Below are 13,008 nucleotides of genomic sequence, written 5' to 3'. Positions count from 1 at the left end.
TGCGCTATTTCTCTGCGCGAATAGCGCTATGGCACAATGCATTCCCCAGTCGTCCCCAGTCGAGGAAAACGCCTCGAACGTGGTTCTACTTGAATATGAATTCGATGAATCGAAGGGCGAAGCGCCTCACCGCCACCGCGGCGATCGCTTTCGCGGCAACGGTTTTCGCGACCAGCAACGGCGCCCTCGCCCAGCAGCCGACCACTCCCCCGGTTTCCCCGACCGCGCCCACGACCCAAACGGCGCCCACCACCGCGCCGGCACCCACCACAGAGCAGGCGCCGACCACTGAGCAGGCGCCCACTACCGGGCAGGCCCCGACGACCGAGCAAGCCCCCACCACGGGGCAGGCGCCGACTACCGAGCAGGCACCCACGACCGAGCGGGCGCCGGAGGGCACCGATCTCGAGTCCGCGCCGAAGGAGGTGCTGACCGACCCGCAGGGCGTGGTCACCCAGGTGGTGCCGAAGGCGCCGGTGCCCGCTCCCCCGGGCACCCCGGCCGAGGCCCCGGCCGCCGCGGCGGCGCAGGCCGAATCGGTCGAAAAGCTGTTCGGCGGTGAGCCGGTCGGCGATCTCGTCGTCGATCAGGTGCTCGAGATCGGCGAGGGCTCCACGGTGCGGTTGCGCCAGGAGATCAACTCGGTGCCGGTCTACGGCGCGTCGGTGGCCCAGTCACTGGCCGCCGACGGCGCGCTCATCTCGGTGACCGGCGCGCTGACCCAGGAATCGCAGGGCGAGTTCCCCGGCGATGTGAGCGCCCCGCCGGAGGCCGCCGCGCAGACCGCGCTCGCCGCCATTGCCGCCGAGAGCGGGCAGCCCGCCGACCAGCTCACCGTCGCTGGCTCCGAATCCCGCTGGTACGACCCGAAACTCGCATCGGTGGCCGATGCCCGCAGCGTCGCCGTCCCGGCCTATCTGGTCACGGTGGTCAAGGGCGGGGAGACCGTCGAGGATGGCGAGCCGGTGACCTGGTCGGTCTTCGTCGACGCCAACAAGACCGATCAGGTGCTCGACAAGTGGAGCGAGACCAAGCACATCAACCGCGTGGTCTGCGATGCGGCGAGAAAGGTTGTCAGCCTGTCGAACTCCTCGGTCCGATGCGGCGCGACCTCCGCGATCAAACCGGCCCGCACCGAGGGCCAGGGCCCGGCCGCCGTGGCCGATGTCAACAATATCTACCAATTCCTCGGTGACACCGACAAGTTCTATGCCCAGCACACCGCCTTGCGCGATCTGACCGCCCTGATCGGATTCGACACCGGCGACGGCAATGGCAAGGCGCTGCGCGCCACCGTCCGCGTCTGCACCTACCCCAGTAGCGGCGATCCGGGCTGCCCGTACGCCAATGCGTTCTGGAACGGCGAGCAGATGGCCTACGGCGAGGGCGTCAGCACCGACGACATCACCGGGCACGAGCTCACGCACGGCGTGACCGAACGGGTCAACGGGCTGGTTTATCGCAATGAATCCGGCGCGATCAATGAATCGATGTCGGATATCTTCGGCGAACTCACCGACCTGACCAATGGCAGCACGGACGATACTCCGCAGAACCGCTGGAAGCTGGGTGAGGGCAGTTCCCTCGGGGTCATCCGCGATATGAACAATCCGGGGGCGCTCGGCGATCCGGATACCTATCGGGGCCCGAACTGGTACAGCGGCAGTAATCAGAGCGCGTTCGTCCACATCAACAGCGGGGTGGGCAACAAGGCCGCGCAGCTGATCACCGACGGCGGCAGCCTCAATGGTGAAACCGTTTCCGGTATCGGCGTCGAGAAGGCGTCGCAGCTGTACTTCACGGCGCAGACCCTGCTGTCGTCGAATGCCACTTATTCGACATTGAGCAGCACGCTGGCGACCGCGTGCCGGACGAATGTGCAGAACAACGTGGCGGGCACGACCGCCGCCGATTGCGCACAGGTGGTCAAGGCCACCAAGGCCGTGAAGATGCCGTCGCTCGACGTATCCGCCTGATTCCCACCGCTTTCGGGGCCGGGTGTCGCATCGCACGGGTGCGACGCCCGGCCCCCTCCCCTCTTGATGCTTCGCGAAAGGGATTGTGTTCCATGTCCATCCACCTTCGTTCCGCCTCGGCGCTGGCTCTCGCACTGAGCCTCATGACGGCCGCGCCGGCAATCGCGCTGCCCGACAACGCCTCCGACGCCACCGCGGGCACGACCGCGGCCACACCCGGTTCCGACGGGCTCGGCGACCCCTACTACCCGCAGGACGGCAATGGCGGGTACGACGCCGTCCACTACGACGTCGCCATCGACTACGACCCGCCGACCCATCATCTGGACGGCACCACCACGGTCACCGCGAAGGCCACCCAGGATCTGTCGGCCTTCAATCTCGACTTCGCCGGTCCCCCGGTCGAATCCGTCGCCGTGAACGGCGCGCCCGCGCAGTTCCAGCGGCAGGGGGAACACGAACTCGTGATCACCCCGGGAGCGCCACTGCCGCAAGGACAGTCGTTCACCGTGGTCGTCGACTACGCCGGGACGGCGGCCGATACCAAGGGCAACGGCTGGACCTACACACCGACCGGCGGCGCCTTCGCGGCGGGCGAACCCCATTCCGCCACCACGTGGTACCCGCTCAACGACACACCGCTGGACAAGGCCACGTTCACCGTCCACGCCACGGTGCCCACCGGCTGGGAGGTGGCGTCGAACGGGATCCGCACCGGCGATGTGCCCGCCGACGGCGGTCACACCGTCACCTGGGAGGCGAAGGACCCGATCATCGGCTATCTGACCACGGTCGCGATCGACAAGTTCACCAAGCTCGAACAGCGGCTGTCGGAGAAGGTGAATCTGGAGAGCTACTTCGCCCCCGACGCGGCCAAGCAGAAGCAGAAACTGGAGAAGCAGCTGCCGGGCGTCCTCACGGTCCTGCAGGACCTCTACGGGTCCTATCCGTTCGAATCCGGTGGCGGCATCTATGTGGACACCGATCTGCGTTTCTCGCTGGAAACCCAGACCCGGCCCATCTACGCGCCGTGGACGGACATGAATACCGTGGTCCACGAGAACGCCCATCAGTGGTGGGGCAATTCGGTGTCGGTGAAGCAGTGGCGTGATGTCTGCCTGAACGAATGCTTCGCCAGTTACACCGCCGACATCCTGTGGCCGGAACGCAAGAACCATCGCGATCCCGACGCCATCTATCTGCGCGCTCTCGCCCGCGCCGAACAGCGCGACATCTGGTCGATACCGCTCTACGACGCCGGCAAGGGCAATGAGTTCACCACCGTCTACTCCCGCGGACCGCTGTTCCTGCACGCGCTGCGCCGCACCATCGGCGACGATGTGTTCTTCACCGCGGTCCGTGATTTCGCGGAGGACCATCGAAACGGCAATGCCTCGATCCCGGAATTGCGGGAGTTCTTCCAGTCCCGCACCGGCGAGGATCTGACGGGCTTCTTCGATGCCTGGCTGAACGGCACCGAGCGGCCCGCGGACGAATACCTGTACCCGGGCAGCCTGGGCGATCGGACCGTGCAGCAGACGGAGGAGGCGCCCGAGTCCGAGGAGGAGGCAGCCTGGCCGTTCGGCGACGGTGACCGGAAATAGGGCCGGGCACTACGATTCGGCCGATAGAGCGGCAGCACAGTGAGAGGCCGGTCCCTCGGGACCGGCCTCTCCATTCGGTGCTATTCGGGTGTGGCGCTGCCGATCAGCCGGTTCAGCCAATCGCTGAGCCACTGCAAAGCCGTGCGCCCCAGCTGGTCGACCACGAGAGATCCATATCCCCCGTGCACGCCGGAGGCGTAGAACTCCGCGATATCGATGCCTTCGTCGAGGAGCGTGCCCAGATCGGTATCCGTGGTGTCGGCCGTATCGGGGAATGCGCTATCGGTGAACATGCCCGGCTCATCCGATATCGCAGCGCCACTGGAGGTTTTGCTCAGCACCGAACCCAGCAGCCCGAGCAATGGACTGTCGCTCTTGCTGATCGCGCAGTACAGATCCTCGGGATGGCATATCGAGGAGACCCGCCCGGTGAGCGCGCCCATGCCCAGCGGCCGGGGATCGGCGATCCCGGTGCCGACCGGACGCGGCCCGACAACGGTTTCCCCCGCCGTCCCCGCCGCCGGATCCGAGAGCAGGCCGACGGCCAGCACCCGGTCGGCGGGCACCGGGCCACGGTCGTTGCCGATGGCGGAGGCGATATCGCCGGCGGCATCGGCGCCCTGGCTGTACCCGGTAATGGTGAACAACGCATCCGGGCACCGCGTGAAGTAGTCGCGCAATACATTCCCCGCATTGAGTATCGCCGTGTTCTTACTGTCGGCGTAGGTGTGGCCGTCGTCGAAGGCGCGGGCGATATAGGGCGTGAAGAAGATCTCCGATTCCGCCCCCTGCTCGCGTTCGACGGCCTCGGCAATCGGCCCGAGCATGCCCACGGGCCGTGTGGGATCGGCCTTCTCGTCGGTTTCCCAGGTGCCGGGAATGAACAGGTTGAATGTCGCCGCGCAACTCGCGGGCGGTGGCGCGGCGGCCGAGGCCACGGCTGCGCAACCCATGGTGAGCCCGGCGGTCACGAGCGCGGTGAATAGACAGCGTATGCACGAAACCGTGCCCTTCTTCGAATTCATATTCCAGTAAAACCACAGTCTCCGAACGTATTTCGAGTGGGGACGACTGGGGAGTCCGGGTTCACGCGCTGATCGAGCGCCGCAATCGCCGGGCCGCGAGCGCGAACAGGACGAGGGCGGTCGCCGACAGCACACCGAGTTCGGTGGCGATATCGGTGATTCCGCCGTCACGGCGCAATAATTCGGCGTAGCCGTCGACCGCCCAGGCGTGCGGCGTCAGGTGTGCCAGCATGCGGACGGCCGGGGTGTAGAACTCGAGCGGCATCATGGTGCCGCCGAGGGCGGCGAACCCCAGGCCGAGCAGCAGCCCGACGGCAATGGCCTGCTGGACGGTACGCATGGTCGAGCCCAGCAGCATGCCCGCACCGGCGGCCGCCAGGGAGAACGCCAGCATGAGGACGACCGCGGCGAGCGGATCACCCCAGCTGACCCCGAAGATCAGGGCCGATCCGAGCATGATGAACGCGCCCTGCACGACCGCCACGCCGAAGCGGCCCAGGGCCGCGCCGAGCACGATCGTCGTGACGTGCGTGGGCGAGGCGAGCATGCGGCGGGCGACGCCCAGGCGGCGGGTTTCGATGAGAGCGGTCGCCGTGGTCAAGGAGGTGATGAAGATGAACAGCACCAGTTGTGAACTCGCACCGGTGTCGAAGCGCCCCAGCTCTTCCGGGAAATCCGCGGTGCCCGCGCTGTGGGCGAGCACGCTGATCCGCGGCGTCCGCTCGGCGGCGTCCTCGGTACCGGCGACGGCGCCGGTGAAATCGGCGCCGGTCTCGGCCGCGGCGAAGCGCGCGGCGCGCAGCATGCTCGCCTCCCGGACGACGACCGCGGTCACCACCGAGCGCACCTGCTCCCCTCGTATGCCGGGGCGCGCCAGGAACCGGACCTCGGCCGCGCCCGACGGCGCGCCCACCGCGGTGTCGTAACCGGCCGGAATCACCACGCCCGCTTCGAGTTCGCCGTGCTCGACCCGGCTGACCAGATCGGATTCACTGCCGATCACGTGCACGTCGATACCGTCGGCCGCCCGCAGCTCGGCCGCCAGCTGCTCGGCCCGCGGCCCGGCGCCGCCGACCAGCACGCCCACCCGCGGTTCGACACCGCCCCCGTAGGCCATCCCCAGAACCAGGATGAGCAGCATCGGGAAGGCGAAAACGAAGAAATAGTTGCTGCGCTGCCGGGAGTTTCGCTGGAGGTCGATGGCCGCGAGCGCGAGTGGTTTCGGGATTCTCACAGCCGGATCACCGTGCCCAGTCGAATGGCGGCGACGGCTCCGGCGACGAGCGCGAACCCGGCGAGCGCCGCCACGGCGGGTCCGATATCGGCCACTCCTCCGCCGGCCAGGTCACCGAACCCGCGCAGCAGCCAGGCATGCGGCGTCACCAGGCTCACTGTCGCTATCGGCCCGCCGATCTCGCTGATCGGGAAGAACGCCCCGCCGAGCAGGCCCAGCACCACCGCCACCACGGACTGGGCGTTCCCGGCGGCGTCCGCGGTGGGCGCCAGCGACGCCACGACCGCGGTGATGCCGGTCGCCGCGAGCACACCGGCGGTCAGCAGCACGGCCACGCCCAGCGGCGGGCCCCAGCGGGCCCCGAGCAGCACGGAGGTGGCCACGACCAGCACCGCCATGCTCGCCAGCCCGAGCAGTGCGCTGACGGTGAGCTTTCCGGCCAGGATCGCGCCGCGCGGAATGGGCGCGGCCAGCAGCCGGCGCAGGGTTCCCCCCGCGCGCTCGTCCAGTATCGAGGTGACGCCGAACTGCACGGTGAAGAACAGGAAGAACACCGACATGGCGACGGCGGAGTAGGTGGTGCTGTCGAGCACCTTGGCCGCCGCCGAGCCGTCGGTGAGCGCGACCGGCGCGGCGGTGTCGCGCGCCCGCGCGGCGGCCTGTCCGGCCTCCTCCGGGGTCAGCGGGCGCTGTGCGGCGACCGCGGCCACCGCGGCCCGGACCGATTGCAGCTCAGCGGTATAGGACTCGGCCAGGGCACGGGCGACGGATGCGCCGATCGGCGCGTCCGCATTGCCGATGACTTCGATCGCGGCGGGCGCCAGGGTCCGCACGGCGGCGCTGAAATCGGCGGGCAGCACGAAGGCCGCGTCGATGGAGCCGTCCGCGGCCAGCCGCTCGGCCTCCGCGCGCGAATCCACGCGGCGCACCGTGAGCACGCCGTCGACCGCCGGCCCGCCGAGCACCTCAGCGGTGAAAGCCGTTGCGGCCGGGCCATGGTCCAGATCGGCCACGGCGTAGTCGAAGGCGCGCGGAGTCGCCGCCGAACCGACCACCAGCTTGAAGATGCCGGCCAATGCCACAGGCAGCACCACCGCCAGCAGGATCGCGGAGCGGTCCCGCAGCCGCTGCCGCAAGTCCTTGCCCGCGATCCACCACACCGCTCGCACCGCGCCCTCCCTAATCCCGCAGGGTCTTTCCGGTGAGGTGGAGGAAGACCGCCTCCAGATCGGGTTCGTGCACGGTGACCGCGCGCACCACCGCACCGGCGCGGCCGACCACGGCCAGCACGTCCGGCAGCGTGGTCCGGGCGTCCTCGACGGACAGATCGAGCCCGTCCGCGGTTGCGGCGACCTGCACGACCGCGGCCATCGCGGCCAGGTCCGCCGCCGCCCGGGTCACCTCGCCCGCCGCGGCCAGTCGAATCCGATCGTGCTCACCGACCAGCCGGGTCAGCTCGCGCGGCGTGCCCTCCGCGATCATCCGGCCCTCGTCGAGAATGCCCACCCGCCGGCACAGCCGCTGCGCCTCCTCCATGTAGTGGGTGGTGTAGAGCACCGACATGCCTTGTGCGGCCAGCGCTTCCACCCCGGTGAGAATCGAGTTGCGACTCTGCGGATCGACGCCGACGGTGGGCTCGTCCAGGATCAGCAGCCGCGGCCGGTGCAGCAGCCCCGTCGCGATGTTCAATCGCCGCTGCATTCCCCCGGAGAACTCCGACACCGTGTCGCCCGCGCGTTCGGCCAGCCCCACGGCGTCGAGCACCTCGGCGATCCGGGTCCGCGCCGCCCGCCCCGATATGCCGTACAGCCCGGCGAAGAACCGCAGGTTCTCGCGCGCGGACAGATCGGGGTACAGCGCGAGTTCCTGTGGCACATACCCGATCTCGGCCTTGACCGCGACGGCGTGCGGGGTCATCCGCCGGCCCGCCAGCCGGATCTCCCCCGCATCCGCGGCGAGGATTCCGGCCACCATGGAGATCGCCGTGGTCTTCCCGGCCCCGTTCGGGCCGAGCAGCCCGTAGGTTTCCCCCGGCGCGATCGTGAACGACAGATCGTCGACGGCGACGAGATCGCCGTATCGCCGGGTCACATGCCGGCACGACAGGGCCGGCCCCGCGGCCGTGCCGCCGGGGCCGGGCGACCGCGCGGTCGTGGTGGCCGTCAGCTTCATCGACACATGGTGCGCCGCAACGGGCGCCGGCCCCCAGGGCGGATGGTCCTCATCCCGGGGGACCTTCCTCCCCCCGCCGTCCGCTCGACAGCGGGTGCGGAGAACCGTGCCGTTCCGGAATTCATATTTCAGTAGAACCACAGCGGCCGTGTGCATTTCGACTGGGGATGTCTGGGGAGTACCGAATTACGTTGTGGTTGTTACCTTTATCCGAGCATCGTCGATCCGATGCCTTTCGGATGGAAATTCATTTCAAGACAGGTGGTTTCGAGCTATGTCTGTTTTCTTGAGCGCCATGGATACCGTGAACTACATTGCCTCCGGTTCCGCCCCGGGCGGCGGCGGCAATTCCCTCGGCAGCGGATCCTCACTCGCCTCCAGCGGTTCCGCGGGCATCGGCATGGGCCTGGTGAAGCTGATTCTCGGCCTGTTCACCTCGGTGATCGGCAACTTCTGAGCGGCGGCGGAGGGTGATGCGGGCCGGTCGGCCGGCCTGCATCACGCCGGGATTCGGCTGCGCCGCACTGTGTTACCGTGGCGAGGAGTCCGTCGTACGGGGTTGTCATGCGAAGCTACAGCGATTATCTGCGCTGGCTGTATCGAACGGGTCGGCCCAATTGGTTTGCCCGGGTGCAGAATCGGGCGTCGGCGTGGTTGTTCGCGCTCGGCGTCGCTCCGCGCAGGGTGGCCGCGCTCGGCATCGTGGGCCGGCGCAGCGGGCGGCTGATCTGGTTCCCGATAGTGCTCACCGAGGTCGGCGGCCAGCGGTATGTGGTGTCGATGCTCGGCCCGGACGTCAACTGGGTGCGCAATCTGGCCGCAGCCCAAGGCCGGGCGGTGCTGCGCCACGGCCGCCGCGAGGAGGTCCGCCTCACCGAGGTGGAGCCGACGGACAGACCTCCCGTTCTGCGGCGCTATGTGCAGATAGCACCGGGCGCGCGCCCGCACATTCCGGTCGGGCGCAATGCGCCGCTCACGGACTATCAGCGCATCGCCGCGGATTACCCGGTTTTCCGGATCACGCAATAAGGGACAAAAGACCCTGGCGACGGTCGCCGGCGTGGGTAGCGTCGATGATCGTGAAGTCGATTGGGCAGCACCTGCTGTGGTTTCTGCCGATGCTGTGGCTCGGCATGGTATTGGCGATCTCGTTTCTCGAAGCGCCGCTGAAGTTTCGCGCACCGGGGATCACCGTGCCCTTGGGGTTGGGTATCGGCCGACTCGTGTTCCGGGCGTTGAACACCGCCGAGGCCGTGCTCGCGGTGGCGCTGCTCGCCGCGGCGGCCGGCGTGGGCCCCGGGGCCGCGACCTGGTGGTGGCTGGGGTCCGCGAGCGCGATCCTGGCCGTCCAGGTGCTGGCGGTACGGCCGGTCCTCACCCGCCGCTCGAACCGTGTGCTGGCGGGTGCGGACCTGCCGCGATCCTCCGCGCACCACTGGTATGTCGGGCTGGAGATCGCCAAGGTGGTCACGCTGATCGGGCTAGCGCTCGCCGCCGCTCCCTGAGCTGGTGAGCGTGCCGGCCGGGTCGGCGCCGGGCGTCGCGGTCCGCGTGCTCCGCACCGGCTCCCGCGGGCCCTGGTCGAGCCGGAAGGGCGGGTAGTCGTCACGCATGAGGGCGGCATAGGCGAAGACGCGGTAGAACCAGCGGTTGACACCGAGCACGAAATCGAACAGGCCGCGCGGGTAGCGGCCGGTGAACAGCAGCGCCACGGCGGCGATCAGGATGAGCACGCCGAGCAGGCCGATGGTGGTGGTGCCGTCGGTGTTCTCATTGCCGCCGAGCACGACGCCACCGCCGAACAGGGCCGCCAGCACCAGATAGTGCGGGATGGCCAGCAGCCACCACTTCACCAGCACCAGTCCACGGGAGAGCCGTGCGGGGTAGTCGACTTCCAGATCGGCCGGGTAGTCCGCGGCGCCGAGGGTGAACGGCGGGTACTTGTCGGTGCCCAGCGCCGCATAGGTGTAGAACTGCACCCGCCACGACCAGCGCATCACCCCGACATTGAAGTCGAACAGCGATCGCGGATACCGCCCGGTGAACAGGATGGCGAAACCCGCCACCACCGTGAGCACCCAGAAGGCGACCCACAGGAACAACAGCACGACATAGTGCGGGATCGCCAGGATCCACTTCACCAGCCACAACCACCGCGACAGCGGTTCGTCCAGATCGCCGCGTAACCGGACCGGCCCGGCGACGGTGTTCTCGGGATTCATATCGGCTCCTTACCGAGGGCAGTGCGTCGATCCGCTCCGGATCACTGCCGGACACGTGATCTGTTTCCCGCCTTCAGGATTGGCCGCGCCACCGAGCCGGTGCAGGGCCGAACAGCCCCGGGTGCGCGACGAAAGACCCGGGACCGGGCGAGCAATTGACCGAGTGCCCACGGATGGGCCACCAACGTCCCTATCGGCGCGCCCGCGCGCGGGCGAGGGTGGGTACACCGACTCTTCGAGGAGTGAACAGCCGTGAGTATCGCCCGCCGCCTGGCCCTGTTGTTCCGGGTCAAGGCCAATAAGCTGCTCGACCGCAGCGAGGATCCCCGTGAGGTGCTGGACTATTCGTATCAGCGGCAGCTGGAGCTGCTCGCCCAGGTACAGCGCGGGCTCGCCGACGTCGCGACCAGCCGCAAGCGCATCGAATTGCAGGACAACCAATTACAGCAGTCCGCCGACCGATTGCAGCGCCAAGCGGGGCAGGCCGTCACACAGGGCCGAGACGATCTGGCCCGGGAGGCGCTGACCCGCCGGGCGGCCGTGCAGGAGCAGCGGGAGCGCCTGCGCCCGCAGCACGACGAGCTGGCCGCGCAGGAGACGAAACTCACCACCGCCGCACAACGCCTACAGGCCAAGGTCGAGGCCTTCCGCACCCGCAAGGAGGCCATCAAGGCCGGCTACACCGCCGCCGAGGCGCAGAGCCGGATCGGCGAGGCGGTCACCGGCATCTCGGAGGAGATGGGCGATGTGGGGCTGGCCATCCAGCGCGCCGAGGACAAGACCGCGCAACTGAGCGCGCGTGCGCAGGCGCTCGACGAGCTCATCGCCAGCGGTGCGCTCGACGATGCGACCGCGGAACCGGGTGGGCGCGACGACATTCAGGCCGCTCTGGACGCCGCCCGCGGCACCGGCGCCGTCGAGGACGAACTCGCGCATTTGAAGAACCAGCTCACCATGATCGACGCGACACGGCGGGAGGGCTCGCGATGATCATCCGGATTCTCGGCGAGGGCCAGTTCACCGTCGACGATGCGCACGTCACCGTCCTCAACGACCTCGACGATCAGCTGGTGCTCGCGGTCGACGCCGACGACGCCGTCGGATTCGCGCTCACCCTGCGCAAACTGCTCGCGGCCGTCGGCGAACTCGGCGCCGCGGTCCCGGCCGAGGCGCTGCTCCCCTCCGATCTCGTGCTGCCCGCGGCGGACACGCCGCTCGCCGATGTGCGGGCGCTGCTGCGATCCGACGGATTGATCCCGGGATAGCGCCGTGCGCAGCAGGTTCCGCCCCGATCATCAGCTCACCGCGCGCATGGCGCTGACCGTATTCCTGCTCGGGCTGGTGTATGTGGCCTTCATCGCCGCGCTGGTGATGCTCATCGAGCAGGTGGTGGTGGTCCTCGCCCTCGTCGGCGCGCTGCTGTGGGCACAGTTCTGGTTCTCCGATCGAATCGCGCTCTACGCCATGCACGGCCGGATCGTCACCCCGGAGCAGGAGCCCCGCCTGCACGGTGTCGTGGACCGGCTGTGCGCCACGGCGAACATGCCCAAACCACAGGTGGCCATTGCCGATATCGAGCTGCCGAATGCCTTCGCCACCGGCCGCAGCCCGCGGCGCGCGGTGGTGTGCGTGACCACGGGGCTGCTGCGGCGGCTGGACCCGGAGGAGCTCGACGGCGTACTGGCACACGAGCTCTCGCATATCGCGCACCGGGACGTCGTGGTCATGACCACCGCGTCGTTCCTCGGCGTGCTCGCGGGACTCGTCGCCCGATTCACCCTGTACTCGACCATGTTCGGCGGCGGCCGGGATCGCCGCGGCGACAACCTCTTTCTGGTCGTGCTGCTGGTGATGGCCGTCTCGGCGGCCGTCTACGCCCTCAGCTATCTGCTCATCCGCGCGCTGTCGCGCTACCGGGAACTGGCCGCGGACCGCGCCGGGGCGGCCCTCACCGGGCACCCCTCGGCGCTGGCGGCCGCGCTGACCAAGATCAGCGGCGATATCTCCCGCATCCCCAGCCGGGATCTGCGCGCCCAGCAGGCGTTCAACGCCTTCTTCGTGGTGCCCGCGCTCGGTGCGGGGGCCGGCCTGTCGACGCTGCTGTCCACCCACCCCAGCCTCGAGACTCGGCTCGACCAGCTCGCCCGGCTGACCAGTGAACTCGAGGCGTGAGCGGCATGGGCTTTCTCGACGCGCTCCTGGGCCGCACCCCCGCGGCGCCGCCGAATCTGGACGTGCTGTTCACCGTCGCGCCCGCCGCCTGCACCCTGCAGGCGGCGCTGGCCCTGCACCCCAGCGGCGTGGGCGCGGTGTGCTTCCGGGACGCCGAGGGCGGCGGCGCACGGCGCTCCCGGGAGGAGATCCTGGCGCTGCTGCGGCTGGATCCGGAGCTCACGACCGAGGTCACGGCCGACGAGTACGGCTTCACCTGGATCGTCTGCCGCCGGCCGAGCGCCGACACCGCCGCGCTGGTGACGGCCTTGCACGCGATCAATGCCACCTTGTCGGACAACGGTTTCGGATCGCTGCTGCTGTGTACCGTCATCGGTTTCGTCACCGATGACCCGCCGCCGCGCCGGCTCGGCCTGGTGTACCTGTTCAAACGCGGCACCTTCTACCCGTTCGCGCCGAGCGGGCCCCAGCGGCGCGATACCGTCCTCGAATTGCGAGCCCGTGCCGCGCTGTCGCGGGAATTGCCCATCGAACCCGACCTCGAGCGCTGGTTTCCGCTCTGGAACGCGCCCGCCCCCTGAACGGATCACACCCGTGCGCACC

The 13,008-nt window shown here is 68.9% G+C and carries 13 protein-coding genes and 1 pseudogene; 9 read left to right on the top strand and 5 right to left on the bottom strand.

The annotated features are described in order from the left end of the window. The first annotated feature begins 104 nt into the window (after positions 1–104). Both ACYQ5L_RS17140 and ACYQ5L_RS17135 read left to right on the top strand, forming a co-directional pair. Positions 105–1,976 (top strand): M4 family metallopeptidase, encoded by a 1,872-nt coding sequence (locus ACYQ5L_RS17140; protein WP_459958688.1) that lies wholly within the window; start codon positions 105–107, stop codon positions 1,974–1,976. A 92-nt stretch (positions 1,977–2,068) separates the two neighbouring features. Further along, on the top strand, positions 2,069–3,580 hold the full coding sequence (locus ACYQ5L_RS17135; RefSeq protein WP_459958687.1) for a M1 family metallopeptidase: 1,512 nt from the start codon (positions 2,069–2,071) through the stop codon (positions 3,578–3,580). A gap of 80 nt (positions 3,581–3,660) precedes the next feature. On the opposite strand, the gene ACYQ5L_RS17130 is transcribed toward ACYQ5L_RS17135, so the two are convergent. The 4 genes from ACYQ5L_RS17130 to ACYQ5L_RS17115 form a co-directional block, all read right to left on the bottom strand. Next, positions 3,661–4,551: a cutinase family protein gene (locus ACYQ5L_RS17130; protein WP_459958686.1), complete on the bottom strand. Its 891-nt coding sequence runs from the start codon at positions 4,549–4,551 to the stop codon at positions 3,661–3,663. Positions 4,552–4,666: 115 nt separating this feature from the next. After that, a complete protein-coding gene (locus ACYQ5L_RS17125) occupies positions 4,667–5,839 on the bottom strand; it encodes an ABC transporter permease (protein WP_459958685.1) in 1,173 nt (390 codons plus the stop codon). Beyond that, positions 5,836–7,008 carry an ABC transporter permease gene (locus ACYQ5L_RS17120; RefSeq protein WP_459958684.1) on the bottom strand — a complete coding sequence of 391 codons (1,173 nt, stop codon included), beginning with the start codon at positions 7,006–7,008 and terminating at the stop codon, positions 5,836–5,838. The genes ACYQ5L_RS17125 and ACYQ5L_RS17120 overlap by 4 nt, the downstream gene beginning before the upstream one ends. Positions 7,009–7,018: 10 nt before the next feature. Further along, positions 7,019–8,011, bottom strand: coding sequence for an ABC transporter ATP-binding protein (locus ACYQ5L_RS17115; protein ID WP_459958683.1), 993 nt, complete (start codon positions 8,009–8,011; stop codon positions 7,019–7,021). Between the two features lie 274 nt (positions 8,012–8,285). On the opposite strand from ACYQ5L_RS17115, the gene ACYQ5L_RS17110 reads away from it, so the two are divergent. From ACYQ5L_RS17110 to ACYQ5L_RS17100, 3 genes are all read left to right on the top strand, one after another. Further along, positions 8,286–8,468, top strand: coding sequence for a hypothetical protein (locus tag ACYQ5L_RS17110; protein WP_379193428.1), 183 nt, complete (start codon positions 8,286–8,288; stop codon positions 8,466–8,468). A gap of 173 nt (positions 8,469–8,641) precedes the next feature. Then, positions 8,642–9,040 (top strand): nitroreductase family deazaflavin-dependent oxidoreductase, encoded by a 399-nt coding sequence (locus ACYQ5L_RS17105; protein WP_459958682.1) that lies wholly within the window; start codon positions 8,642–8,644, stop codon positions 9,038–9,040. 50 nt (positions 9,041–9,090) lie between these two features. Further along, positions 9,091–9,516 (top strand): hypothetical protein, encoded by a 426-nt coding sequence (locus tag ACYQ5L_RS17100; protein ID WP_459963450.1) that lies wholly within the window; start codon positions 9,091–9,093, stop codon positions 9,514–9,516. On the opposite strand, the pseudogene ACYQ5L_RS17095 reads toward ACYQ5L_RS17100, so the two are convergent. Beyond that, positions 9,493–10,206, bottom strand: a pseudogene (locus tag ACYQ5L_RS17095) (DUF4389 domain-containing protein); the annotation flags it as partial. The gene ACYQ5L_RS17100 and the pseudogene ACYQ5L_RS17095 sit on opposite strands and share 24 nt — an antisense overlap. 279 nt (positions 10,207–10,485) lie before the next feature. Between ACYQ5L_RS17095 and ACYQ5L_RS17090 the strand changes: the two are divergent. Genes ACYQ5L_RS17090 through pspAB form a run of 4 tightly spaced genes read left to right on the top strand, consistent with a single transcriptional unit; the run spans position 10,486 to position 12,986 of the window. Then, positions 10,486–11,223: a PspA/IM30 family protein gene (locus tag ACYQ5L_RS17090; RefSeq protein ID WP_459958681.1), complete on the top strand. Its 738-nt coding sequence runs from the start codon at positions 10,486–10,488 to the stop codon at positions 11,221–11,223. Beyond that, entirely contained in the window at positions 11,220–11,498 is a 279-nt protein-coding gene (gene pspAA, locus ACYQ5L_RS17085; RefSeq protein WP_459958680.1) for a PspA-associated protein PspAA, read from the top strand. Before ACYQ5L_RS17090 ends, pspAA begins: the two co-directional genes overlap by 4 nt. A 4-nt stretch (positions 11,499–11,502) precedes the next feature. Beyond that, positions 11,503–12,405: a zinc metalloprotease HtpX gene (gene htpX, locus ACYQ5L_RS17080; protein WP_459958679.1), complete on the top strand. Its 903-nt coding sequence runs from the start codon at positions 11,503–11,505 to the stop codon at positions 12,403–12,405. 5 nt (positions 12,406–12,410) lie between these two features. Next, a complete protein-coding gene (gene pspAB / locus ACYQ5L_RS17075) occupies positions 12,411–12,986 on the top strand; it encodes a PspA-associated protein PspAB (protein ID WP_459963449.1) in 576 nt (191 codons plus the stop codon). The last annotated feature ends 22 nt before the right edge of the window (positions 12,987–13,008 follow it).

Source organism: Nocardia sp. IFM 10818, assembly GCF_054655275.1.
Note: the sequence above shows the minus strand (reverse complement) of the source record. Positions and strands in the feature narration are given on the sequence as shown.

Coding starts and splice junctions, on each gene's coding strand:
- ACYQ5L_RS17110 (WP_379193428.1), top strand. CDS start 8,286: ATGTCTGTTTTCTTGAGCGCCATGGATACCGTGAACTACATTGCCTCC.
- pspAB (WP_459963449.1), top strand. CDS start 12,411: ATGGGCTTTCTCGACGCGCTCCTGGGCCGCACCCCCGCGGCGCCGCCG.
- ACYQ5L_RS17140 (WP_459958688.1), top strand. CDS start 105: ATGAATCGAAGGGCGAAGCGCCTCACCGCCACCGCGGCGATCGCTTTC.
- ACYQ5L_RS17115 (WP_459958683.1), bottom strand. CDS start 8,011: ATGAAGCTGACGGCCACCACGACCGCGCGGTCGCCCGGCCCCGGCGGC.
- pspAA (WP_459958680.1), top strand. CDS start 11,220: ATGATCATCCGGATTCTCGGCGAGGGCCAGTTCACCGTCGACGATGCG.
- ACYQ5L_RS17135 (WP_459958687.1), top strand. CDS start 2,069: ATGTCCATCCACCTTCGTTCCGCCTCGGCGCTGGCTCTCGCACTGAGC.